The organism is Pseudomonas xanthosomatis, assembly GCF_019139835.1.
GTDB classification, from domain to species: Bacteria; Pseudomonadota; Gammaproteobacteria; order Pseudomonadales; family Pseudomonadaceae; genus Aquipseudomonas; species Aquipseudomonas fakonensis.
In genome coordinates this window covers 2,517,510-2,540,283 of record NZ_CP077075.1, presented here as the reverse complement: position 1 = coordinate 2,540,283, position 22,774 = coordinate 2,517,510, and the positions used below count along the sequence as shown (strand labels likewise).

The following is a 22,774-nucleotide window of genomic DNA, read 5'->3' as shown; positions in this document are numbered from 1 at the left end:
CCAGAGAGATTACAGATTCCGCAGCGCTGCGACTACTGCGTCGCCCATTTCCTGCGTACCTACCTTGCGGCAGCCTTCGGAGAAGATGTCACCGGTGCGCAGGCCCTGGTCCAGCACCAGGCTCACGGCCTTCTCGATCGCCTCGGCGGCGGCCTGCTGGTTGAAGCTGTAGCGCAGCATCATCGACACCGAAAGAATGGTCGCCAGCGGGTTGGCAATGCCCTGCCCTGCGATGTCCGGCGCCGAACCGTGGCACGGCTCGTACATGCCCTTGTTGTCGGCATCCAGCGACGCCGAAGGCAGCATGCCGATGGAACCGGTGAGCATGGAAGCTTCATCCGACAGGATGTCGCCGAACATGTTGTCGGTGACCATCACGTCGAATTGCTTGGGTGCCCGCACCAGCTGCATGGCCGCGTTGTCGACGTACATGTGGCTCAGTTCGACGTCCGGGTAGTCCTTGGCAACGTCTTCGACCACTTCACGCCACAGCTGGCTGGACGCCAGGACGTTGGCTTTGTCTACCGAGCACAGCTTCTTGCCGCGCACGCGGGCCATGTCGAAACCAACGCGGGCAATGCGGCGCACTTCGCTTTCGCTGTACGGCAGGGTGTCGTAGGCCTGGCGCTCGCCGCCTTCAAGTTCGCGCTGGCCGCGCGGGGCACCGAAATAGATGCCGCCGGTCAGCTCACGGACGATGAGGATGTCCAGGCCCGAGACGATTTCCGGCTTGAGTGACGAGGCATCGGCCAGTTGCGGGTAGAGGATGGCCGGGCGCAGGTTGGCGAACAGGCCCAGTTGCGAGCGGATCTTCAGCAGGCCGCGCTCGGGGCGGATGTCGCGCTCGATCTTGTCCCATTTCGGGCCGCCCACGGCGCCCAGCAGTACGGCGTCGGCCTGGCGTGCACGCTCCAGGGTTTCGTCGGCCAGCGGCACGCCGTGCTTGTCGATGGCAGCGCCGCCGATCACGTCGTGAGCGAGGCTGAAGCCGAGCTGGAACTTGTCGTTGGCCAGCTCCAGCACCTTGACCGCTTCGGCCATGATTTCCGGGCCGATGCCATCACCTGGGAGAATCAGAATCTGCTTGCTCATGCTTTCCTCTATCCATTCAAGCGGCACGGCCGTTTCGGCCCCGCCGTAAACAATCAACGCTCAGCCCACAACACCAGCACGTCGGTGCTGAAGGTGCCGTCGGCTTCGATCTGGTAATACTGCCGCACTTCCTCACCCATGGCTTGCTGCAATTGGCGAATGGCCACGCGCAACGGCTCGGGGGTGCGCATGCGTTCCACCCAGGTGTTCCACTCAAGGCGCAGGCGCTGACGGCTGTGGCTGCGCACATGCAGACCGGCCTCGCTGACCTGGCGCTGCCACTCGGCGGCGCTGTAGTCGCGTACATGGCTGGTGTCGCGCAACACTTCGACGCTTTGCAGGTAGGTGTCGAGCAGCGGGCTGCCCGGCGACATCACGTCGATGAAGGCAGCCACCCCGCCCGGCTTGAGCACCCGGCGCACCTCACGCAAGGCCAGGCCCAGGTCGCTCCAGTGGTGCGCCGAGTAGCGGCTGAAAACGAAGTCGAACGAGGCATCGGCGAACGGCAGGCGTTCGGCGGCGCCGCGCTCGGTGCGGATGTTGGCCAGGCCGCGCTCGCTGGCAGCGGCGGCGACCACATCGAGCATCGACTGCGACAGGTCGTAGGCCACCACTTCAGCGACCAGCGGTGCGACGTGGAAGCTGACATGCCCGGCACCACAGCCCAGGTCCAGCACGCGGGCGCTGCCCTGCCCTTGCAGCTCGGCTTGCAGCAGGGCGAACTCACTGCCCTGGGCGTGCACGGCGCTGCTGAGGTAGGCACTGGCCTGTTCGCCGAACTGGCGCTGGACCACATCGGTGTGGGTGGTGCTGGTCATATCGAAATCCTTTGGTTTTTTTGTTACTTGTTCCGGCCTATTCGCGGGGCAAGCCCGCTCCTACACAGGTATCACCATTGCCTGTAGGAGCGGGCTTGACCCGCGAAGAGGCCAGTACTGCTAGCTACAAACCTCAGGCATCACGGAACAGCCACGGCTGGCTGGCGCGGTGCTTGCCTTCGAAGGCCTTGATCGCATCGCTGTCCTGCAGGGTCAGGCCGATGTCGTCCAGGCCATTGAGCAGGCAGTGCTTGCGGAAGGCATCGATCTCGAACTTCAGCACCTTGCCGTCCGGGCGGGTCACCGCCTGGGCTTCGAGGTCAACGGTCAGTTGGTAACCCGGGGTGGCCTCGACCTGCTTGAACAACTCGTCCACTTCAGCCGCGTCGAGAATGATCGGCAGCAGGCCGTTCTTGAAGCTGTTGTTGAAGAAGATGTCGGCAAAGCTCGGCGCGATGATGCTACGGAAGCCATATTCGTCCAGCGCCCATGGCGCGTGCTCGCGGCTGGAGCCGCAACCGAAGTTCTCGCGGGCCAGCAGCACGCTGGCGCCTTGATAGCGGGCGTGGTTAAGCACGAACTCTTCGTTGCGCGGGCGCTTGCTGTTGTCCTGGTAGGGCTGGCCCACGTCCAGGTAGCGCCATTCGTCGAACAGGTTGGGGCCGAAGCCGGTACGCTTGATCGACTTCAAGAACTGCTTGGGGATGATCTGGTCGGTGTCGACGTTGGCACGGTCCAACGGGGCGACCAGGCCGATGTGCTGGGTGAAGGCTTTCATGCTGCGCTCCCTTGGATCAACTCGCGGACATCGATGAAGTGGCCGGTCACTGCGGCGGCCGCGGCCATGGCCGGGCTGACCAGGTGGGTACGGCCACCGGCGCCCTGACGGCCTTCGAAGTTGCGGTTGGAGGTGGAGGCGCAATGCTCGCCGCTTTCGAGGCGGTCCGGGTTCATCGCCAGACACATCGAGCAGCCAGGCTCACGCCATTCGAAGCCGGCTTCGAGGAAGATCTTGTCCAGGCCTTCACGCTCGGCCTGGGCCTTGACCAGGCCGGAACCCGGCACGACGATGGCCTGCTTGACGGTCGCAGCAACCTTGCGGCCCTTGGCGATATCCGCCGCGGCGCGCAGGTCTTCGATGCGCGAGTTGGTGCACGAGCCGATGAATACGCGGTCGAGCTTGATGTCGGTGATCGCCTGGTTGGCGCTCAAGCCCATGTACTTGAGGGCGCGTTCGATGGAGCCACGCTTGATCAGGTCGGCCTCGGCGGCCGGGTCCGGCACGCGCTGGTCGACGGCAAGGACCATCTCCGGCGAAGTGCCCCAGCTGACCTGCGGCTTGATCTGGGCGGCATCGAGCTCGACCACGGTGTCGAACACCGCATCGTCGTCGGAAACCAGGTCTTTCCAGGCTTCGACGGCGCGTTTCCAGTCCTCGCCCTTCGGCGCGTACGGGCGGCCCTCGACGTAGGCGACGGTGGTGGCGTCGGTGGCCACCAGGCCGACACGGGCGCCGGCTTCGATGGACATGTTGCAGATGGTCATGCGGCCTTCCATCGACAACTCGCGGATGGCGCTGCCGGCGAACTCCATGGCGTGGCCGTTGCCGCCGGCGGTGCCGATCTTGCCGATCACGGCCAGCACGATGTCCTTGGCGGTGACACCAGCAGGCAATTTGCCCTCGACGCGCACCAGCATGTTCTTCATTTTTTTGGCCACCAGGCACTGGGTGGCGAGCACGTGCTCAACCTCGGAGGTGCCGATGCCGTGGGCCAGGGCACCGAAGGCGCCGTGGGTGGAGGTGTGCGAGTCGCCGCAAACCACGGTCATGCCCGGCAAGGTCGCACCCTGCTCGGGGCTGATGACGTGGACGATGCCCTGGCGCTCGTCGTTCATCTTGAATTCGACGATGCCGTATTCGTCACAGTTTTCATCGAGGGTCTGCACCTGCAGGCGCGACACCTGGTCGACGATGGCCTCGATACCGCCCTTGCGCTCTGGCGTGGTCGGCACGTTGTGGTCGGGGGTTGCGATGTTGGCATCGATGCGCCACGGCTTGCGGCTGGCCAGGCGCAGGCCCTCGAAGGCCTGGGGCGAGGTCACCTCGTGGATGATGTGACGGTCGATATAGATCAAGGATGAGCCGTCATCGCGGCGCTTGACCTCATGAGCTTCCCAGAGTTTGTCGTAGAGCGTTTTGCCAGCCATCAGACTGTTCCTCATCAGCGTCTTTCTATGCCAAAAACCCCTTGGCTTGTATGGACGATGCTATGGCGATAGATTGAATAACTCAAATTCATAATTTTCATGCTTTGCATAACCATCAGGAATTCGAACGATGGACCTCGCCAACCTCAGCGCCTTCATCGCCATCGCCGAAACCGGCAGCTTCTCCGGCGCAGGCGAGCGCCTGCACCTGACCCAGCCGGCCATCAGCAAACGCATCGCCGGGCTTGAGCAGCAACTGGACGTACGGCTGTTCGACCGCCTGGGCCGCGAAGTGACCCTGACCGAGGCCGGCCGCGCCCTGCTGCCGCGGGCCTACCAGATTCTCAACGTACTGGATGATACCCGACGGGCCCTGACCAACCTCACCGGGCAGGTGAGCGGTAGGCTGACCCTGGCCACCAGCCACCACATCGGCCTGCACCGCCTGCCGCCGCTGCTGCGGGCCTTTACCCGCCAATACCCGGCGGTGGCGCTGGATATTCAGTTCATGGACTCGGAAGCGGCCTACGACGAAATACTGCATGGCCGCGCGGAAATCGCCGTGATCACCTTGGCGCCCGAGCCGCACCACCTGGTGCGCGCAACCCCGGTGTGGGAAGACGCCCTGGACTTCGTCGCTGCCCCCGAGCACCCGCTGGCGCGCGACGGCAACGTGGCGCTGGCCGATGTGGCGCGCCACCCGGCGGTATTCCCGGGCGGCAATACCTTTACCCACCACATCGTCCAGCGCTTGTTCGAAAGCCAGGGCCTGACGCCGAACATCGCCATGAGCACCAACTATCTGGAAACCATCAAGATGATGGTTTCCATTGGCCTGGCGTGGAGTGTGCTGCCACGTACTATGCTCGATGAGCAGGTCGCGCCCATCGCCTTGCCCGGCATACAGCTGTCGCGCCAGCTAGGCTACATTTTGCACACCGATCGTACGCTGTCGAACGCGGCCAGGGCGTTCATGGCCCTGCTCGACAGCCACGCAGGGTGCGACTGACCGCTCGTCGGCGCGGCATTCACGCTACAGGGACGCATTATCTGCCAAAGGTCTGGTAACGATGCCCAAATCAGCAAACCGCTTTCCGCGCCTGCCACGCATTCCCGCGGCCGACCCCCAGGAATCCGAACAGGCCTGGCAGAACGCACCGCAGTTGCTGGCCGCGCTCAACGGTGCGCGCCTGGGTGCCTGGCTGTGGGATATCGACAGCGGCCGCATCAGCTGGTCGCGGGGCACCCAGGCACTGTTCGGCTTCGACCCGCTGCGGCCGATGCCCAACGACGTCGACTACCTCGACCTGCTGCCCGAAGAGGACCGTGCCCGCACCCGCCAGGCGTTCCAGGCAGTGGTCAACGGCGAGCCGATCGAACAGGCCATGCGCCACCGCATCCGCTGGCCGGACGGCAGCATGCACTGGCTGGAGATAAACGGCAGCCTGACCCACGACGCCCACGGCCGGCGGCAGATGATCGGGGTGATTCGCGAAATCACCCGCCAGCGCAAGCGGGAAACCGCGCTGATCAACTCGGAAAAGCGCTTTGCCACGCTGTTCCATCTCAGCCCCAACGCCATTTTGCTGACCCGCCGCCACGACGGCCTGATCATCGAGGTCAACCAGCACTTCGAGGACATGTTCGGCTGGCCCGGCCCGCAGGTGGTGGGCAAGACCAGCGTCGAGCTGGGCCTTTGGGTCAACCCCGAGCAGCGCCATCAGGTGCTGGAAGCCACCCGCGCCGGCAGCCGGCCGCTGATCATGGAGGTGCAGTTCCGTGCCACCAGCGGCAAAGTCCATGACGGCATCCTGTGCACCCAGGGCATCGAGCTCGAAGGCATCACCTACCTGATCAGCACCTTCGTCGACACCACCGAGCGCAAGCGCGCCGAGCAGGCGCTCAAGGACAGCCAGGAGCGCCTGGACCTGGCGCTGGATTCGGCGCAGCTGGGCACCTGGGACTGGCACATCCCCAGCGGCATGCTGTATGGCTCGGCCCGTGCGGCGCAGTTGCACGGGCTGGACCCGGTGCCCTTCCATGAATCGTTCGAGGCGTTTTTCGAGGGTGTGCCGGACCACGAGCGCGAGGTCATGCGCCACGCCTACCGCAGCCTGCGCGAAGGGCCGGCGGGCAATTACCAGATCACCTACCGGGTCGAGCTGGAAAACGGCGGTTCGCGCTATATCGAAAGCCGCGCCCGGCTGTACCGCGACGAGCAGGGCAACCCGCTGCGCATGGCTGGCACCCTGCTCGACATCACCGACCAGGTGGAGCGCGAGCAGCGCCTGAGCGCCTCGGAAGAAAAGTTCGCCAGCCTGTTCCAGGTCAGCCCCGACCCGATCTGCGTCACCCGCCAGGACACCGGCCAGTTCATCGAGATCAACCCCGCGTTCAGCCAGACCTTCGGCTGGAGCGCCGAACAGGTGCTTGGCCACACCGCCGAAGAACTGGGCCTGTGGGCCGAGTCTGCCGAACGCGCCCAACGCATCGAGCGGGTGATCCGCGACCAGGCGCTGAGCAACGTCGCGGTGGGCATCACGCACCGCAACGGCACGCCGCTGACCTGCGTGATCTCCAGCCGGCTGATCAGCGTGGACAACCAGCCGTGCAGCGTCACCACCCTGCGCGACATCACCCAGCAGCAACGCGCCGAAGCTGCGCTCAAGGCCAGTGAAGAGAAGTTCGCCAAGGCCTTCCACTCCAGCCCCGACGCCATCACCATCACCGAGCGCCAGAGCGGCCGCTACCTGGAGGTGAACGACGGCTTCACCCGCCTGACCGGCTACAGCGCCGCCGAGGTGATCGGGCGCTCGGTGTTCGATGTGGGCATCTGGGCCGACAACAAGCAACGCGCCGCCCTGCTCAACGAGTTGCGCGAGCATGGCCGGGTGCACCACCGCGAAATGCTCGGGCGCAACAAGCGCGGCGACATTCTTACCGTGGAGGTGTCGGTGGAGCCGATCAGCCTCAACGAAACCGACTGCCTGCTGCTGACTGCGCGGGATGTAAGCCTGCTGAAGAACGCCCAGGCGCAGATCCGCCACCTGGCCTACCACGACCCGCTGACCAACCTGCCCAACCGCGCGCTGCTGATGGACCGCCTGAGCCAGCAGATCGCCCTGCTCAAGCGCCACAACCTGCGCGGTGCGCTGCTGTTCCTGGACCTGGACCACTTCAAGCACATCAACGATTCCCTCGGCCACCCTGTAGGCGACACGGTGCTCAAGATCATCACCGCCCGGCTTGAGGCCAGCGTGCGCCTGGAAGACACCGTGGCGCGCCTGGGCGGCGACGAGTTCGTGGTGTTGCTGAGCGGGCTGGACGGCAGCCGCGAGCTGGTGGAAAGCAAGGTGCGCGAGCTGGCCGACACCCTGCGCGAGCTGCTGGCCGAGCCCATGTCGCTGGATGGCCAGCGCCTGCAGGTGACCCCGAGCATCGGCGTGGCGCTGATCCCCGACCATGGCGCCACCCCGGCCGACCTGCTCAAGCGCGCCGACATTGCCCTGTACCGGGCCAAGGATTCCGGGCGCAACACCACCCAGTTGTTCCACACCACCATGCAAAAGGCCGCCAGCGAGCGCCTGCGCATGGAAAGCGACCTGCGCCTGGCCCTTGCCCGCGGCGAGCTGGCCCTGCACTTCCAGCCGCAAGTGGATGCGCGGGAAAACCGCATCGTCGGCGCCGAGGTGCTGCTGCGCTGGCACCACCCGCAACTGGGCCAGCAGCCGCCAGGGCAGTTCATTCAAGTACTCGAAGAAAGCGGCCTGATTCTCGAGGTTGGCAGCTGGATCCTCGATGAAGCCTGCGATGCCTGTGCGCGCATGCTGGAGGACGGGCTGATCGACGCCGACGATTTCAGCTTGTGCGTGAACATAAGCCCCAGGCAGTTTCGCCAGAACGATTTCGTCGAGCGGGTGCTGCGCAGCCTGGACGACTACCGCCTGCCGCGGCGCATGCTCAAGCTGGAGATCACCGAGGGCATCGTCATCCAGAACCTCGAAGACACCATCAGCAAGATGCGCGAGCTCAAGGGCTACGGGGTGAGCTTTGCCATGGACGACTTCGGCACTGGCTACTCGTCGCTGACCTACCTCAAGCGCCTACCGGTGGATGCGCTGAAGATCGACCAGACCTTCGTGCGCGACGCGCCCATCGACCCCAATGACGCCGAGATCGTCCGCGCCATCGTGGCCATGGCGCGCAGCCTGGATTTGGCGGTGATTGCCGAAGGGGTGGAGCTGACCGAACAGCTGGAGTTTCTTGAGCGCTTGGGTTGCCACCTGTACCAGGGCTACCTGCACAGCCGGCCGCTGCCGCTGCCGGAGTTTCGGCAGATGTTGCTGGAGGCGCCGGCGGATTACTGATGGGCGCTACGCTCCTGCAGATACAGCACCTGATTCAGGCTCTGCGCAATCCTGTGGGAGCGGGCTTGCCCGCGAATCAGACGACGCGGTGACTGGCACCGGCTGCGCCGGTGTTCGCGGCGGTGCGGCGGTCCGACAAGCCCGCTCCCACAGGGATCGCACCAGCTTTTAGAAATTGAGCAAGGCAGTTGCTCCTACAGGGGGTGCACCCTCTTTAGGCAACGAAAAAGGGCACCCGAAGGTGCCCTTTTTCATACCCGTGTCCCGTCCTGAATAAGGTTTACACCTCCCATCCCGAATTTCCGGAGAGTCAGATGGAGCAAGGTGTAAAGCGCACACAGCGTGATTACTCACTGTCTTTTAAATTGGCGGTGGTTGATCAGATTGAAAAAGGCGAACTGACCTACAAGCAGGCCCAGGTGCGGTATGGCATCCAGGGTCGGTCGACGGTTCTGGTATGGTTGCGTAAGCACGGTCGGCAGGATTGGAGCCAGGGGGCCTCGATCCGCGACGAGAGGAGCTGCGCGATGTCTGACCCCAAAACGCTCACTCCAGAGCAGCGGATCAAAGAGCTTGAGCAGCAGCTTGAGCTGATGAGCCAGAAGGCTCAGTTCTTTGAGACGGTCGTTGATGTTCTGAAAAATGACTATGGTGTCTCGGTCGTAAAAAAGCGATCCGGCAAGTCCTCTCGCAAGGTCAAGTCGCAGGACTGAGCATTGCCAGGGCTTGTCAGTTTCTAGGCATCAGTCGACAGGCTTACTACAAGCGCAACCGAGCTGCTGATGGCAAAGAGCGCCAGGCAGATCGGGTGGTTGAGTTTGTTCAGCAAGTGCGGATACGCCAGCCTCGTCTGGGTACAAGCAAGCTGCACCGTCTGCTGCATTGCCAACCTGACAAACGATTCCAGGTCGGCCGAGATAGGCTGTTCCAGGTCTTGGGAGAGCGCCGTTTGCTGGTGCTGCCCAAGCGGGCATACCACAAGACAACACAGAGCTTTCATCGCTTCTACCGCCATCCCAACTTACTCAAGCCCGGTCCAAACCAAGTCGTTCCGACAAGGCCGGAGCACGTCTGGGTTGCCGACATTACTTATCTGCCCGCACGTAACGGCCCGCTGTACCTAAGCCTGGTAACGGATGCGTACTCCAGGAAAATTGTTGGTCACCACGTCCATGAAAGCCTGCATGCCGAGTCAGTGGCGCAAGCCTTCAAGCAGGCATTACGAAAGCGACGTCGTCGCCAGCCATTAGTCCACCATTCGGATCGAGGCATCCAATATTGCTCGGCGCTATACCAGTCACTGCACCAACGGCATGATGTTCAGTGCTCCATGACTGATGGGTATGACTGCTACCAGAATGCGCTGGCCGAGCGAATCAACGGAATCCTCAAGATGGAGCTGCTGTTGAGCAGCCCTGAAGATTGAGCAAGCGAGGCAGATGGTTGACGAGGCAGTGCAGATCTACAACGCAGAACGGCCCCATATGGCCCTGAAAAACAAAACGCCCGATGCGGTGCATCGGGCGTTTTGAGGCCTATCGGCCTACCTGAACAGGTGTAAACCTATTTCAGGACTAGACACCGCCGAACTCAGTTCAGCACAGGCTTTTCGCCGTTGATCGGGATGCGCTTGGCCTTGGCTTCTTCCGGTACCACGCGCAGCAGTTCGATGCTGAGCAGGCCGTTGGCCAGGCCCGCACCCTTGACCTCGATGTGGTCCGCCAGGCGGAACGACAGCTTGAAGGCGCGCTGGGCGATGCCTTGGTGCAGGTAGGTGACGCCACTGGCCGCGGCGTTTTCGCGCTTGCCGCCGGTCACGGTCAGTACGCCCTTTTCAACCTGCAGGTCGAGATCTTGCTCCTGGAAGCCGGCTGCGGCAACCACGATGCGGTATTGGTCTTCGCCATGCTTTTCCACGTTGTAGGGCGGGTAGCTGCTACCGGCCTCGTTACGGGCTGCGGACTCGAACAGGTCGTTGAAACGGTCGAAACCAACAGAATGGCGGAACAGTGGAGCGAGGGAGAAAGCGGTAGTCATGGTCATAAACTCCTGAGGTTCAGCAAGTAAGTCACTACGCGACCCGACTTCGGCATCGCGTACTCAAAGAGATATGGCCGGGCGAAACGCTTTCAAGTAGGGCAGTTGAAAAATTTTGTATGCAGCGAGTGATTTGAAGGCCTCTTCGCGGGTAAACCCGCTCCCACAGGGTCACCACCTATCTGGAGAGCAGCGCAATACTGTGGGAGCGGGTTTACCCGCGAAGAGGCCGGATCAGGCAACGGCATCCTCTATGGAAACTGCCGCAGCACCCAGCAACACCCCGATACGCGCACAATCATCCTCGCGCCGCAGCTCGGCAAACATCGTCACCGCCTCGGGGTAACCGCGGGTCAGCATGGCCATCCACTGCTTCATGCGCCCCGGCGCATAGCGCGGCGACAGCTTGGCCTGGGCCTGGCGCCAGAACTCGCGCAGCAATGGCAGCAGCTCATCCCAGCTCATCGGCTGATAGTCCCGGCCATCCCGCGCGGCAGCGATCTGCAACGCAAGGTCCGGGCGCGACACCAGCCCGCGGCCGAGCATGATGTGCTCGGCACCGCTCACCTCGCGGCAGCGCCGCCAGTCGTCAACGGTCCAGATTTCGCCATTGGCGAACACCGGCACCTTGACCACATCCTGCACCCGCGCCACCCACTCCCAATGCGCCGGCGGCTTGTAGCCCTCGACCTTGGTGCGGGCATGCACCACCAGGTGCTCGGCCCCGCCTTCGGCCAGGGCAATGCCGCAGTCCAGCGCGCCGTCCGGGCTGTCGAAGCCCAGGCGCATCTTGGCGGTGACCGGGATATGCGCCGGCACCTGGCGGCGCACCTCACGCACGATGGCGTGCAGCAGTTCGGGCTCCTTGAGCAGCACCGCGCCGCCGCGCGACTTGTTCACCGTCTTGGCCGGGCAACCGAAGTTCAGGTCGATCACCGGCGCCCCAAGCTCGCAGGCCAACGCTGCGTTTTCGGCCAGGCACACCGGGTCCGAACCCAGCAGTTGCACACGCATCGGCACACCGGCAGCGGTGCGCGCGCCCTGGCGCAGCTCAGGGGCGAGCTTGTCGAACGAGGACTCCGGCAGCAGGCGGTCGCAGACGCGGATGAACTCTGTGACGCACCAGTCGATGCCGCCGACCCGGGTCAGGACGTCGCGCAGGATGTTGTCGACCAGCCCCTCCATCGGGGCCAGGGCAATTTGCATGTGAGGGTCTCGGGGCGAAAAAGGCGGCAGTCTAGCAAAAAACCGCCGTCTTTCAGCTGCCGATCAGCGCCGGACCGTAGCCATCGAGAAACTCGGCGGGCATGCGCCGCGGCTTGCCAGTGGACAGCTCGATGCAGGCGAACGTGGTTTGTGCGCGCAGCAGGGTGACGCCATCGCTCGGGCGTTTGAGCTGGAAGCGCCGGGTCATGCGCAGGCGCAGGTCCCAGTCGACGATCCAGGTGGCCAATTGCAACTCGTCGTTTTCGTAGCCGGCGGCGAGGTAGTCGATTTCGTGGCGCACTACGGCCATGGCGCGGTCCAGCCGGCGATATTCGGCCAGGTCCAGGCCCAGGCGCTGGGAGTGGCGCCAGGCGCAGCGCTCGAGCCAAGTGACGTAGACCGCGTTGTTGGCATGGCCGAGGCCGTCGATGTCTTCGCTGCCGACGCGCAGGTCGATGATGAAGGGTGCTGCTGCCAGATCCCAGGTCATGAGCGGCTCCTTGAAAGAAACTGCGATTTAGCCGGGCATGGGGTGGGGATGTCCAGTGCTTGTGCCAGCCAAGACGCAAACCCTGCAGGAGCCGGCTTGCCGGCTCCTGCAGGGGCTGTGTAACGGCTCAGGCTGTCTGCAGGGCGTTCTGCGTAGTGCGCGCCAGCAATTCCAGCACCGCCTCACCCAGGCGCGGGTCGGCCAGCACGCGCTGGTGGCCACCCTCTTCCAGCAGCATCAGGCGGCTGTCGAACCAAGCTTTGTGAATGACCTGCGATTCACTGGCCGGCACCAAGGCGTCATCACTGGCGTGCACCACCAGGCCCGGCAGGTCGAGCTGGTAGCCGCTGACATCCAGGCGCGCCACCTGCATGCCCACATCCTGCTCGACCTGGCGAATGAACGCCGCCCTGGCCCGCGCCGGCAAACCCAGGTGCCGGGCAAAACCACGCAGCACGCCCAGCAACCGAGCCGGCGCGGCAATGCTTACCGCTGCCTCCGCGCGCAACCCCCACTGCAAGGCCAGCAGCACGCTGGCACCACCCATGGAGTGACCGATCACCGCGCGCAACGGCGGCAGTTCGGCCGCCGCTTCCAGCAGGGCCCGGGCGAACAGCACCACATTCGCCTGGTTGCCTGGCGAACGACCATGGGCCGGGCCTTCCAACGACACCACTGTGTGCCCGGCAGCAACCAGGGTTTCGATCAATGCCGCGAACTGGGTCGGCCGCCCTTCCCAACCATGCATCAACAGCACCGTCGGCCCCTGCCCCCAACGCAACGCCGACAGGCCAAAGCGCAAGGTGATGCGCTCGGCCCTGGCCAGCAGTGGCAGCTCCCACTGCCTGGGCGGCAGGTTGCGCGGGGTCATGAAGGCGCGGCGCATTCGGCCGGCGACATGTTCGGGGGCCAGGTGGCCGAGGGTGCCGTTGACACTCCGAATCCAGCTCAGGGTAGTCATTGCCGTGCTCCAGGGTCAGATAATCGCCGACTTGGCGGCGCGCAGGATGCGGTCGGACAGCTCGCCGTCGCCCAGGGCGCGAGCCACGGCCAGGCCGCCGACCATCAGGGCGAAGTCGGCCAGGGCCTTGTCGATGTCTTCGGGGCGATCGACCATTTGTGCGGTCATCAGCTCGATGTGCTCGATCAGCATCTGGCGAAAGCTCTCCGGCAGGCGCTGCATTTCGCTGAGGGCGTTGGGGATGGGGCAGGCCTGCACTTCGGCGTCGCGATGCTTGCGCGACAAGTAAAACGCCGCCACCAGGGCCCGGCGGCCGGCACCGTCGAGGCTTGGGTCGACACTGGCCAGCAGGGCGCGGCGCTCGGCGAGGAGCTGGCTGAAGGCCTCGAGCATCAGCTCGTCCTTGCTGTCGAAGTGGGCGTAGAAGCCCCCTACCGTCAGCCCCGCAGCACCCATCACCTGGCTGACGCTGGGCTCGGCCGGCCCCTGCTGGATCAACGCACTGCGCGCGGCATCGAGGATGCGTTCGCGGGTCTTGGCCTTCTTGTCGGTCATGGCAGCCGCCTCAAAATATTATGATCGACATATTATGCCTGTAATATTTTATCGCAAGCAGAATTTGCGGCCGCTGATCGGCAGGCAGATTTTCAGGGAGCAGAAAAAACAAAAGGCCCATTCAATATGCGAATGAGCCTTATAAGTCCCGCAAAACGCGGGTAAAAAATGGCGTCCCCTAGGGGACTCGAACCCCTGTTACCGCCGTGAAAGGGCGGTGTCCTAGGCCACTAGACGAAGGGGACGTAAACCTTCGTGCCGGTTCATTTTGACGAGCCGTGGCGAATTGGTGGAGCTAAGCGGGATCGAACCGCTGACCTCCTGCATGCCATGCAGGCGCTCTCCCAGCTGAGCTATAGCCCCGAGTAAAACAAAAGGCTCACCGATCTGATGATGAGCCTTTTAACTCCCGCAAAACGCGGGTAAAAGTGGCGTCCCCTAGGGGACTCGAACCCCTGTTACCGCCGTGAAAGGGCGGTGTCCTAGGCCACTAGACGAAGGGGACGTAACCTTCGTGCCGTTTCACCTGAATGAAACGCGGCAAAATTGGTGGAGCTAAGCGGGATCGAACCGCTGACCTCCTGCATGCCATGCAGGCGCTCTCCCAGCTGAGCTATAGCCCCGGATTTCTAGCCTCTCGGCCCAGCGACGCTTTGAAACATCGCTTGTGCAAAACTGGCGTCCCCTAGGGGACTCGAACCCCTGTTACCGCCGTGAAAGGGCGGTGTCCTAGGCCACTAGACGAAGGGGACGAACCTTCTTACCTTCAAGACCCGGTTGCTGGACCCGGTCTTGCTCGGCAACCTTGATTGCCAAACGGAATTTGGTGGAGCTAAGCGGGATCGAACCGCTGACCTCCTGCATGCCATGCAGGCGCTCTCCCAGCTGAGCTATAGCCCCACAATGTCGCTTTGAACCGAAGCGCTGGCTGGGTGCCTGGCGTTTCGTTTTCGTTCATCGCTGTGGACGGGGCGCATATTAAGATCCGATTGCAGGGCTGTCAAACTAATTTTTGAAATTATTCAAAATTTTTTTCACAGATAACAATCACTTACCGCCCTGCCCTGCTGACTCGGAACACTGCGCCCTTGTAGGAGCGGCCTTGTGTCGCGAAAGGGCCGCAAAGCGGCCCCGCCGATTCTGCGTCAACGCACAGATTGTGGGACCGCGTTGCGGTCCTTTCGCGACACAAGGCCGCTCCTACAGAGGCAGCAACAGTTGGCTCAGGCAATGTTCGCCAGCAGCTTTTCCCATTCCTTGTTTTCTTTCTTCGACACGCCGCCCAGCAGGTCCAGGGCCTGGCGCAGGCGGTAGCGGGTCAGGTCCGGGCCGAGGATTTCCATGGCATCGAGCACCGACACCGAGCTGGCTTGCCCGGTGATGGCGGCGAACATCAGCGGCATAGCGTCACGCAGCTTGAGCTCCAACGCTTCGACCACCGCCTGGATGCAGCCGGTGATGCGCTCTTTCTCCCACTGGCGCAGGCTCTCGAGCTTCCACAGGATCAACTGCACTACTTGACGCACCTGGTCGGCCGACAGCTTCTTGCTTTCGAACAGCTTGGCGTCCAGCTTCAACCCGCCTTCGAAGAAGAACCCGCCCAGCGGGGCGATCTGGCTGAAGGTCTCGACCCGGCCCTGAACATGCGGGGCAATCTGCATCATGTACTGGCTGTTGAACGCCCACTTCTGCACCCGCGCGGCAAATTCTTCAACCGGCAGTTCACGCAGCCACTGGCCGTTCAGCCAGCTGAGCTTCTCGATGTCGAAGATCGGCCCGCCCAGGGAGATGCGCGACAGGTCGAAGTGCTCGACCATTTCGGCAAGGGAGAACTTCTCGCGCTCGTCGGGCATCGACCAGCCCATGCGGCCCAGATAGTTGAGCATCGCCTCGGGCATGAAGCCCATGCGCTCATAGAAGGTCACCGAGGTCGGGTTCTTGCGCTTGGACAGCTTGGACTTGTCGGGGTTGCGCAGCAGCGGCATGTAGCACAGCTTGGGCTGCTCCCAGCCGAAGTACTCGTACAGCTTGATCAGCTTGGGTGCCGACGGCAGCCACTCTTCGCCGCGCAGCACGTGGGTTATGCCCATCAGGTGGTCGTCGACCACGTTGGCCAGGAAGTAGGTCGGCAGGCCGTCGTTCTTCATCAGCACCTGCATGTCCATGCGGTCCCACGGGATCTCGACATCGCCACGCAGCATGTCCGGCACCACGCAGATGCCTTCGCTCGGCACCTTCATGCGGATCACGTGCTGCTCGCCGGCGGCCAGGCGGCGCTGTACTTCTTCATCGCTCAGCAGCAGCGCGCGGCCGTCGTAGCGCGGGGTTTCGCCGCGGGCCATCTGCTCGGCGCGCATCTGCTCCAGCTCTTCGGCGGTGCAGAAGCAATAGAACGCGTGGCCGGCATCGACCAGCTCCTTGGCGTATTTGGCGTAGATCTCGCCACGCTCGCTCTGCCGGTACGGGCCGTGCGGGCCGCCGACGTCCGGGCCCTCATTCCACTCGATACCCAGCCAGCGCAGGGCGTCGAAGATCTGCTGTTCCGACTCGCGGGTGGAGCGCAACTGGTCGGTGTCTTCGATACGCAGGATGAACTCACCGCCGTGCTGCTTTGCAAAGCAGTAGTTGAACAGGGCGATGTAGGCGGTGCCGACATGGGGGTCGCCGGTGGGCGATGGCGCGATACGCGTGCGAACGGTGGTCATGGGGGTCTCGAACGAAGATTGAAACAAAGGCGGGATGTTAGCAGGGAGCAGGCACCGGGCTCCAGCTATGGCGCTATTGCCACTTGTGACGTGACCGCCGGTCGCTGTTAAATTTGCTTACATTTCTGGAACCATAGTCCCCATGCCTGCCCAACTCAAACGTCGCCTGCTGGTCTTCATCTCCCTGGTTGCCCTGGTCGGCCTCGCCTTCCTGGCCCACTGGTATTTCAAGGGGCGTTTCTTCGAGAGCACCGACAACGCCTATGTGCAGGGCGAGATCACCCGCATCTCAAGCCAGCTGGGGGCGCGCATCGACTCGGTGCAGGTGGAGGACAACCAGCACGTGAACATGGGCGATCTGCTGGTGCGCCTGGAGGTGGCCGACTTCGAGCTGGCCGTGGCCCGCGCCCGCGCCGCACTGGCCACCCGTGAAGCGGAACTGGTGCAAGCGCAAAGCCGCCTCACCCAGCAAGGCAGCCTGATTGCCGCAGGCCAGGCCCAGGTGGCGGCCAACCAGGCCACCCTGGACCGCTCGCAGTTGGACCTGAACCGCGCCCAGGCGCTGCGCAAGCCAGGCTTCGTTTCCGAAGAGCGGGTCACTACCCTCTCGGCAGAAAGCCATGTCGCCCGCTCGCAGGTAGACAAAGCCCAGGCCGACCTCAAGGGCCAGCGCCAGCAAGTCGATGCCCTGAGCGCCGAGCTCAAGCGCCTGGATGCACAGATCGCCAATGCCCGCGCCGACCTGGCCCAGGCCGAGCTCAACCTGACCCGCTGCGAGATCCGCGCCCCCATCAGCGGCACCATCGGCCAGCGCAGTGCGCGCAATGGCCAGGTGGTGCAAGCCGGCGCCTACCTGCTGTCGGTCGTGCCCGACGAAGACATCTGGGTACAGGCCAACTTCAAGGAAACCCAGATCGGCAAGATGCACCCCGGACAACGCGCCGAGCTGGTGTTCGACAGCTACCCCGACAGCCCCATCGAAGGCCGCGTCGAAAGCCTGTTCGCAGCCTCCGGCGCGCAGTTCAGCCTGCTGCCGCCGGACAACGCCACCGGCAACTTCACCAAGGTGGTGCAGCGCATCCCGGTGAAGCTGACCTTCGCCGCCAACAACCCGCTGCATGGCCGCATTCGCCCGGGCATGTCGGTCACCGCCACCGTCGACCTGCGCGACGAGGGCAACGATGGCCGGTGACCAGTTGCTGCGCCCCAGCGCCGAGCCGACTCGGCGCGACTGGATCGCGGTGATGAGCGTGATGCTCGGCGCGTTCATGGCGGTGCTGGACATCCAGATCACCAACTCCTCGCTCAAGGATATCCAGGGCGCGCTGTCAGCTACGCTGGAAGAAGGCTCGTGGATTTCCACCTCCTATCTGGTAGCGGAGATCATCATGATCCCGCTCACCGCCTGGCTGGTGCAGTTGCTGTCGGCGCGGCGCCTGGCGGTGTGGGTGTCGCTGGGCTTTCTGGCGTCATCCTTGCTGTGCTCGATGGCCTGGAACCTCGAGAGCATGATCGTGTTCCGCGCCCTGCAGGGCTTCACCGGCGGCGCGCTGATCCCGCTGGCCTTTACCCTTACCCTGATCAAACTGCCCGAGCACCACCGCGCCAAGGGCATGGCGATGTTCGCCATGACGGCCACCTTCGCCCCCTCCATCGGCCCCACGCTGGGCGGCTGGCTGACCGAAAACTGGGGGTGGGAATACATCTTCTATATCAACATCCCGCCGGGGCTGGTGATGATCGCAGGCCTGCTATACGGGCTGGAAAAGAAAGAAGCCCACTGGGAGCTGCTGAAAAGCACCGACTACGCCGGCATCGTCACCCTGGGGCTGGGGCTGGGCTGCCTGCAGGTGTTTCTTGAAGAAGGCCACCGCAAGGACTGGCTGGAATCGAGCCTGATCGTAAGCCTGGGCAGTGTCGCCCTGCTGAGCCTGATTCTGTTCGTGATCTTGCAATTGTCGCGGACCAACCCGCTGATCAACCTGCGCATTCTTGGCAACCGCAACTTCGGGTTGTCGAGCATCGCCAGCCTGGGCATGGGCGTAGGCTTGTACGGCTCCATCTACCTGTTGCCGCTGTACCTGGCGCAGATCCAGGGCTACAACGCCCTGCAGATCGGCGAGGTGATCATGTGGATGGGCATCCCGCAGCTGTTTCTGATACCGCTGGTGCCACAGTTGATGAAGGTGATCTCACCAAAGCTGCTTTGCGCCCTGGGCTTTTGCCTGTTCGGTGTGGCCAGCTTCAGCTCGGGGGTGCTCAACCCGGATTTCGCCGGCCCGCAGTTCAACCAGATCCAGATCATCCGCGCCCTTGGCCAGCCGATGATCATGGTGACCATTTCGCTGATCGCCACGGCGTACATCCAGCCGCAAGACGCCGGCTCCGCGTCGAGCCTGTTCAACATTCTGCGCAACCTCGGCGGCGCCATCGGCATCGCCCTGCTGGCGACGCTGCTGGATGCCCGGGGCAAGGTGTATTTCGACTATTTGCGTGAAGCTGTAGTGCCAGCCAACCCGCAAGTGGCCGAACGCCTTGCGCAATTGAGCGAGCGCCTGGGCAGCGACAGCGCGGCGCTGGGCAAGCTGAGCGAAATCACCCACCAGCAGGCGATGATCATGGCCTACAACGATGCGTTCCACTTCGTCGGTATTGGCCTTGCGGTGAGCATGGTGGCGGTATTGCTGACCCGCAAGTTGCCCCAGGGGTTGAAGGCAGGCGAGGCCCATTGAGCCTTTGTAGGAGCCGGCTTGCCGGCTCCTACAGGGGTAGCGTCACACCTTAGCTGGCAATCAGCCGCTCGCGCAGCTTGCCTATTTCGTCGCGCAACTGCGCGGCGGCCTCGAACTCCAGGTCGCGGGCGAACTGGAACATCTTGTCTTCCAGCTGCTTGATGCGCTTGGTGATGTCGCCCGGGGTTTGCAGCTCGGCCTCCGCACGCGCCGCGTCCTCGGCGGCCTTGGCCTGGCCCTTGCGCTTCTTGCTGCGCGCACCGGGCACGGTGGCGCCTTCCATGATGTCGGTGATGTCCTTGACCACGCCCTTGGGCACAATGCCGTTGGCCTGGTTGAACGCCACCTGCTTGTCACGCCGGCGTTCGGTCTCGTCGATGGCCCGCTGCATGGAGCCGGTGATGTTGTCGGCGTACAGAATCGCCTTGCCGTTGAGGTTGCGCGCGGCGCGGCCGATGGTCTGGATCAGCGAGCGCTCGGAGCGCAGGAAACCCTCTTTGTCGGCGTCGAGAATGGCCACCAGCGACACCTCGGGCATGTCCAGGCCCTCGCGCAGCAGGTTGATGCCCACCAGCACGTCGAAGGTGCCCAGGCGCAGGTCGCGGATGATCTCTACCCGCTCGACGGTGTCGATGTCCGAGTGCAGGTAGCGCACGCGCACGTCGTGGTCGGCCAGGTAATCGGTGAGGTCCTCGGCCATGCGTTTGGTCAGCGTGGTGGCCAGCACCCGCTCACCCATGGCCACGCGCTTGCCGATTTCCGACAGCAGGTCGTCCACCTGGGTGAGCGCCGGGCGCACCTCCACCTGCGGGTCGACCAGGCCGGTGGGGCGCACCACCTGCTCGACCACGCGGCCGGCATGTTCGCTCTCGTAAGGGCCTGGGGTGGCGGAGACAAAGATGGTCTGCGGGCTGACCGACTCCCACTCATCGAAACGCATGGGCCGGTTGTCCAGTGCCGACGGCAGGCGGAAGCCGTATTCCACCAGGGTTTCCTTGCGCGAGCGGTCACCTTTGTACATGGCCCCCACCTGCGGCACGCTGACGTGGGACTCGTCGATAACCAGCAGCGCATCCGCCGGCAGGTAGTCGTACAGCGTGGGCGGCGGCGCACCGGCCGGGCGCCCGGAGAGGTAGCGCGAGTAGTTCTCGATGCCGTTGCAGTAGCCAAGCTCCAGGATCATTTCCAGGTCGAAACGGGTGCGCTGCTCCAGGCGCTGGGCCTCCACCAGCTTGTTGTGCTTGTGCAGGTATTCCAGGCGGTCCTTGAGTTCTTCCTTGATGCCTTCCACTGCCTCGACCAGAGTTTCCCGCGGGGTGACGTAGTGGGACTTGGGGTAGAAGGTGAAGCGCGGCAACTTGCGGATGACTTCGCCGGTGAGCGGGTCGAAGGCGGCGATGTTCTCCACCTCGTCGTCGAACAGCTCGATGCGGATGGCCTCAAGGTCGGATTCGGCGGGGAAGATATCGATGACATCGCCACGCACACGGAAGGTGGCGCGTGCGAAGTCCATCTCGTTGCGGGTGTACTGCAGGTCGGCCAGCCGGCGCAGCAGGGCGCGCTGGTCGAGCTTGTCGCCGCGGTCGACGTGCAGGACCATTTTCAGATAAGTCTCGGGGCTGCCCAGGCCGTAGATGCACGACACGGTGGTGACGATGATCGCGTCGCGCCGCTCCAGCAGCGCCTTGGTCGCCGACAGGCGCATCTGCTCGATATGGTCGTTGATCGAGGCGTCCTTCTCGATGAAGGTGTCCGACGACGGCACGTAGGCTTCTGGCTGGTAGTAGTCGTAGTAGGAGACGAAGTACTCGACGGCGTTGTTGGGGAAGAATGCCTTGAACTCGCCGTACAACTGCGCGGCCAGGGTTTTGTTGGGCGCCAGCACCATGGTCGGGCGCTGCACCTGCTGGATGACATTGGCGATGCTGAAGGTCTTGCCCGAACCTGTCACCCCGAGCAGCGTCTGGTGCGAAAGGCCGGCATCGATGCCTTCGACCATCTGGCGGATGGCCTCGGGCTGATCGCCGGCCGGCTGGAAGCGGGTGACGAGCTGGAACTCGGACATGACAAACCTCGCGGGTGCCGCAGCAACTGTAAATTTAGCCAGTAGTCTATACCCAAATGCGCCCGCCGGGCGCGCCTTTCAAGCCCCGGCTGTGAGCGGGTATTGCAATGGACCGGGCAATTCGACCAATGGTCGAAAAATATTTGCGCAAACAGCGGTAAAAGCTGCGCCAGACTGTCGCAGTGACCGGGCGGTATCACTATACTGACTCCCCGTTTGTGCACCGCTTCAGTGCATTCGGCTGGAGCGTGGCAACCCCTATCACTCTCCTATTCAGAGCCAAGGTAACAATGAGCCTGTTTTCCGCTGTCGAGCTGGCACCCCGCGACCCCATCCTGGGCCTCAACGAAGCATTCAACGCCGACCCACGTACCGACAAGGTCAACCTTGGCGTAGGCGTCTACTGCAATGAGGAAGGCCGCATTCCGCTGCTGCGCGCCGTGATCGAAGCCGAGACCCAGCGCGCTGCCCAGCACGCTTCGCGCGGCTACCTGCCGATCGACGGTATCGCCCAGTACGACCAGGCCGTGCAAAAGCTGATCTTCGGCGCAGAATCACCACTGCTGGCCGCCGGCCGCGTGGTCACCGTTCAGGCTGTCGGCGGTACCGGCGCACTGAAGATCGGTGCCGACTTCCTCAAACGCCTTTCGCCCAACGCCGTAGTCGCCATCAGCGACCCGAGCTGGGAAAACCACCGCGCACTGTTCGAGTCCGCCGGCTTCCCGGTGCAGACCTACCGCTACTACGACGCAGCCAGCAACGGCGTCAACCGCGCCGGCATGCTCGAAGACCTCAACGCCCTGCCTGCAGGCTCGGTGGTGGTGCTGCACGCCTGCTGCCACAACCCGACCGGCGTCGACCTGACCCTGGATGACTGGAAAAACGTGCTGGAAGTGGTCAAGGCCAAGGGCCATGTGCCGTTCCTCGACATGGCCTACCAAGGCTTTGGCGACGGCATCGCCGAAGACGCCTTCGCCGTGCGCCTGTTCGCCGAGTCGGGCCTGGAGTTCTTCGTTTCCAGCTCGTTCTCCAAGTCGTTCTCGCTGTACGGCGAGCGCGTCGGCGCGCTGTCGATCGTCACCGGCTCGAAAGACGAGAGCAGCCGCGTGCTGTCGCAGGTCAAGCGCGTCATCCGCACCACCTACTCCAACCCGCCAACCCACGGCGCGACCATCGTCGCCAGCGTGCTGAACAGCGACGAGCTGCGCCAGATGTGGGAAGCCGAGCTGGGCGAAATGCGCACCCGTATCCACGGCATGCGCAAGCAGATGGTCCAGTTGCTAGCCGAGTATGGCGCCAACCGCGACTTCAGCTTCGTCGGCCGCCAGGTGGGCATGTTCTCCTACTCGGGCCTGACCGTTGAACAGGTCGCCCGCCTGAAGAACGAGTTCGGCATCTACGCCTTGGACACCGGCCGTATTGCAGTGGCTGCGCTGAACCAGAGCAACATCCACGTGGTCACCAAAGCCATCGTAGAAGTGCTGTAACTGCTTGATTGCAATGGGGGAAGCTTGACTTCCCCCAAGCGTTGAGTAAGA

16 protein-coding genes, 6 tRNA genes and 1 pseudogene are annotated in these 22,774 nt (G+C 63.5%); 6 read left to right on the top strand and 17 right to left on the bottom strand.

Annotated features, from left to right (window positions below; translation table 11 throughout):
* Positions 1 to 9 precede the first annotated feature (9 nt).
* The 4 genes from leuB to leuC form a co-directional block, all read right to left on the bottom strand.
* Complete coding sequence (gene leuB / locus KSS93_RS11325; RefSeq protein ID WP_217842459.1) at positions 10 to 1,092, bottom strand: 3-isopropylmalate dehydrogenase; 1,083 nt, start codon at positions 1,090 to 1,092, stop codon at positions 10 to 12.
* Between the two features lie 53 nt (positions 1,093 to 1,145).
* A complete protein-coding gene (locus KSS93_RS11320; protein ID WP_217888343.1) occupies positions 1,146 to 1,910 on the bottom strand; it encodes a class I SAM-dependent methyltransferase in 765 nt (254 codons plus the stop codon).
* Positions 1,911 to 2,043: 133 nt separating this feature from the next.
* On the bottom strand, positions 2,044 to 2,688 hold the full coding sequence (gene leuD / locus KSS93_RS11315) for a 3-isopropylmalate dehydratase small subunit (protein WP_217888342.1): 645 nt from the start codon (positions 2,686 to 2,688) through the stop codon (positions 2,044 to 2,046).
* A complete protein-coding gene (leuC, locus tag KSS93_RS11310; protein ID WP_217888341.1) occupies positions 2,685 to 4,118 on the bottom strand; it encodes a 3-isopropylmalate dehydratase large subunit in 1,434 nt (477 codons plus the stop codon). Before leuC ends, leuD begins: the two co-directional genes overlap by 4 nt.
* A 130-nt stretch (positions 4,119 to 4,248) precedes the next feature.
* Here leuC and KSS93_RS11305 point away from each other — a divergent pair, with 130 nt between their 5' ends.
* The 3 genes and pseudogenes from KSS93_RS11305 (at position 4,249) to KSS93_RS11295 (ending at position 10,017) form a co-directional block, all read left to right on the top strand.
* Positions 4,249 to 5,127 (top strand): LysR family transcriptional regulator, encoded by an 879-nt coding sequence (locus KSS93_RS11305; protein WP_217888340.1) that lies wholly within the window; start codon positions 4,249 to 4,251, stop codon positions 5,125 to 5,127.
* A 61-nt stretch (positions 5,128 to 5,188) separates the two neighbouring features.
* Positions 5,189 to 8,485, top strand: coding sequence for a bifunctional diguanylate cyclase/phosphodiesterase (locus KSS93_RS11300; protein ID WP_217888339.1), 3,297 nt, complete (start codon positions 5,189 to 5,191; stop codon positions 8,483 to 8,485).
* Between the two features lie 314 nt (positions 8,486 to 8,799).
* Positions 8,800 to 10,017 (top strand): annotated as a pseudogene (locus tag KSS93_RS11295) (IS3 family transposase).
* 58 nt (positions 10,018 to 10,075) lie between these two features.
* On the opposite strand, the gene KSS93_RS11290 reads toward KSS93_RS11295, so the two are convergent.
* The 12 genes from KSS93_RS11290 to gltX all read right to left on the bottom strand — a co-directional run bounded on the left by KSS93_RS11290 (position 10,076) and on the right by gltX (position 16,439).
* Positions 10,076 to 10,522, bottom strand: a complete 447-nt coding sequence (locus tag KSS93_RS11290; RefSeq protein ID WP_217888338.1) for an Hsp20 family protein — start codon at positions 10,520 to 10,522, stop codon at positions 10,076 to 10,078.
* Between the two features lie 234 nt (positions 10,523 to 10,756).
* On the bottom strand, positions 10,757 to 11,728 hold the full coding sequence (locus KSS93_RS11285; RefSeq protein ID WP_217888337.1) for a tRNA dihydrouridine synthase: 972 nt from the start codon (positions 11,726 to 11,728) through the stop codon (positions 10,757 to 10,759).
* 52 nt (positions 11,729 to 11,780) lie between these two features.
* Positions 11,781 to 12,218: an acyl-CoA thioesterase gene (locus tag KSS93_RS11280; RefSeq protein WP_217888336.1), complete on the bottom strand. Its 438-nt coding sequence runs from the start codon at positions 12,216 to 12,218 to the stop codon at positions 11,781 to 11,783.
* A 127-nt stretch (positions 12,219 to 12,345) separates the two neighbouring features.
* Entirely contained in the window at positions 12,346 to 13,179 is an 834-nt protein-coding gene (locus KSS93_RS11275; RefSeq protein ID WP_217888335.1) for an alpha/beta fold hydrolase, read from the bottom strand.
* A 15-nt stretch (positions 13,180 to 13,194) separates the two neighbouring features.
* Positions 13,195 to 13,734 carry a TetR/AcrR family transcriptional regulator gene (locus KSS93_RS11270; protein WP_217888334.1) on the bottom strand — a complete coding sequence of 180 codons (540 nt, stop codon included), beginning with the start codon at positions 13,732 to 13,734 and terminating at the stop codon, positions 13,195 to 13,197.
* A 169-nt stretch (positions 13,735 to 13,903) separates the two neighbouring features.
* Positions 13,904 to 13,979: transfer RNA gene (locus KSS93_RS11265), tRNA-Glu, on the bottom strand.
* Between the two features lie 42 nt (positions 13,980 to 14,021).
* Positions 14,022 to 14,097: transfer RNA gene (locus KSS93_RS11260), tRNA-Ala, on the bottom strand.
* 66 nt (positions 14,098 to 14,163) lie between these two features.
* Positions 14,164 to 14,239 (bottom strand) — tRNA-Glu (locus tag KSS93_RS11255).
* Positions 14,240 to 14,281: 42 nt separating this feature from the next.
* A tRNA-Ala gene (locus tag KSS93_RS11250) sits at positions 14,282 to 14,357 on the bottom strand.
* A gap of 53 nt (positions 14,358 to 14,410) precedes the next feature.
* Positions 14,411 to 14,486: transfer RNA gene (locus tag KSS93_RS11245), tRNA-Glu, on the bottom strand.
* A gap of 72 nt (positions 14,487 to 14,558) precedes the next feature.
* Positions 14,559 to 14,634, bottom strand: a tRNA-Ala gene (locus tag KSS93_RS11240).
* A 323-nt stretch (positions 14,635 to 14,957) separates the two neighbouring features.
* A complete protein-coding gene (gene gltX / locus KSS93_RS11235) occupies positions 14,958 to 16,439 on the bottom strand; it encodes a glutamate--tRNA ligase (protein ID WP_217888333.1) in 1,482 nt (493 codons plus the stop codon).
* Between the two features lie 142 nt (positions 16,440 to 16,581).
* Between gltX and KSS93_RS11230 the strand changes: the two genes are divergently transcribed.
* Together KSS93_RS11230 and KSS93_RS11225 are read left to right on the top strand one after the other, a co-directional pair.
* On the top strand, positions 16,582 to 17,631 hold the full coding sequence (locus KSS93_RS11230; protein WP_217888332.1) for an HlyD family secretion protein: 1,050 nt from the start codon (positions 16,582 to 16,584) through the stop codon (positions 17,629 to 17,631).
* A complete protein-coding gene (locus KSS93_RS11225) occupies positions 17,621 to 19,171 on the top strand; it encodes an MDR family MFS transporter (protein ID WP_496198606.1) in 1,551 nt (516 codons plus the stop codon). Before KSS93_RS11230 ends, KSS93_RS11225 begins: the two co-directional genes overlap by 11 nt.
* A 49-nt stretch (positions 19,172 to 19,220) precedes the next feature.
* Here KSS93_RS11225 and uvrB read toward each other — a convergent pair whose 3' ends face one another.
* Positions 19,221 to 21,236, bottom strand: coding sequence for an excinuclease ABC subunit UvrB (gene uvrB / locus KSS93_RS11220; RefSeq protein WP_217888331.1), 2,016 nt, complete (start codon positions 21,234 to 21,236; stop codon positions 19,221 to 19,223).
* Positions 21,237 to 21,526: 290 nt separating this feature from the next.
* Between uvrB and KSS93_RS11215 the strand changes: the two genes are divergently transcribed.
* The gene (locus KSS93_RS11215; protein WP_217888330.1) at positions 21,527 to 22,723 is read left to right on the top strand and encodes an amino acid aminotransferase; all 1,197 of its coding nucleotides are present in this window, start codon (positions 21,527 to 21,529) and stop codon (positions 22,721 to 22,723) included.
* Positions 22,724 to 22,774 lie beyond the last annotated feature (51 nt).

Coding starts and splice junctions, on each gene's coding strand:
- leuB (WP_217842459.1), bottom strand. CDS start 1,092: ATGAGCAAGCAGATTCTGATTCTCCCAGGTGATGGCATCGGCCCGGAA.
- KSS93_RS11320 (WP_217888343.1), bottom strand. CDS start 1,910: ATGACCAGCACCACCCACACCGATGTGGTCCAGCGCCAGTTCGGCGAA.
- leuD (WP_217888342.1), bottom strand. CDS start 2,688: ATGAAAGCCTTCACCCAGCACATCGGCCTGGTCGCCCCGTTGGACCGT.
- leuC (WP_217888341.1), bottom strand. CDS start 4,118: ATGGCTGGCAAAACGCTCTACGACAAACTCTGGGAAGCTCATGAGGTC.
- KSS93_RS11305 (WP_217888340.1), top strand. CDS start 4,249: ATGGACCTCGCCAACCTCAGCGCCTTCATCGCCATCGCCGAAACCGGC.
- KSS93_RS11300 (WP_217888339.1), top strand. CDS start 5,189: ATGCCCAAATCAGCAAACCGCTTTCCGCGCCTGCCACGCATTCCCGCG.
- KSS93_RS11290 (WP_217888338.1), bottom strand. CDS start 10,522: ATGACTACCGCTTTCTCCCTCGCTCCACTGTTCCGCCATTCTGTTGGT.
- KSS93_RS11285 (WP_217888337.1), bottom strand. CDS start 11,728: ATGCAAATTGCCCTGGCCCCGATGGAGGGGCTGGTCGACAACATCCTG.
- KSS93_RS11280 (WP_217888336.1), bottom strand. CDS start 12,218: ATGACCTGGGATCTGGCAGCAGCACCCTTCATCATCGACCTGCGCGTC.
- KSS93_RS11275 (WP_217888335.1), bottom strand. CDS start 13,179: ATGACTACCCTGAGCTGGATTCGGAGTGTCAACGGCACCCTCGGCCAC.
- KSS93_RS11270 (WP_217888334.1), bottom strand. CDS start 13,734: ATGACCGACAAGAAGGCCAAGACCCGCGAACGCATCCTCGATGCCGCG.
- gltX (WP_217888333.1), bottom strand. CDS start 16,439: ATGACCACCGTTCGCACGCGTATCGCGCCATCGCCCACCGGCGACCCC.
- KSS93_RS11230 (WP_217888332.1), top strand. CDS start 16,582: ATGCCTGCCCAACTCAAACGTCGCCTGCTGGTCTTCATCTCCCTGGTT.
- KSS93_RS11225 (WP_496198606.1), top strand. CDS start 17,621: ATGGCCGGTGACCAGTTGCTGCGCCCCAGCGCCGAGCCGACTCGGCGC.
- uvrB (WP_217888331.1), bottom strand. CDS start 21,236: ATGTCCGAGTTCCAGCTCGTCACCCGCTTCCAGCCGGCCGGCGATCAG.
- KSS93_RS11215 (WP_217888330.1), top strand. CDS start 21,527: ATGAGCCTGTTTTCCGCTGTCGAGCTGGCACCCCGCGACCCCATCCTG.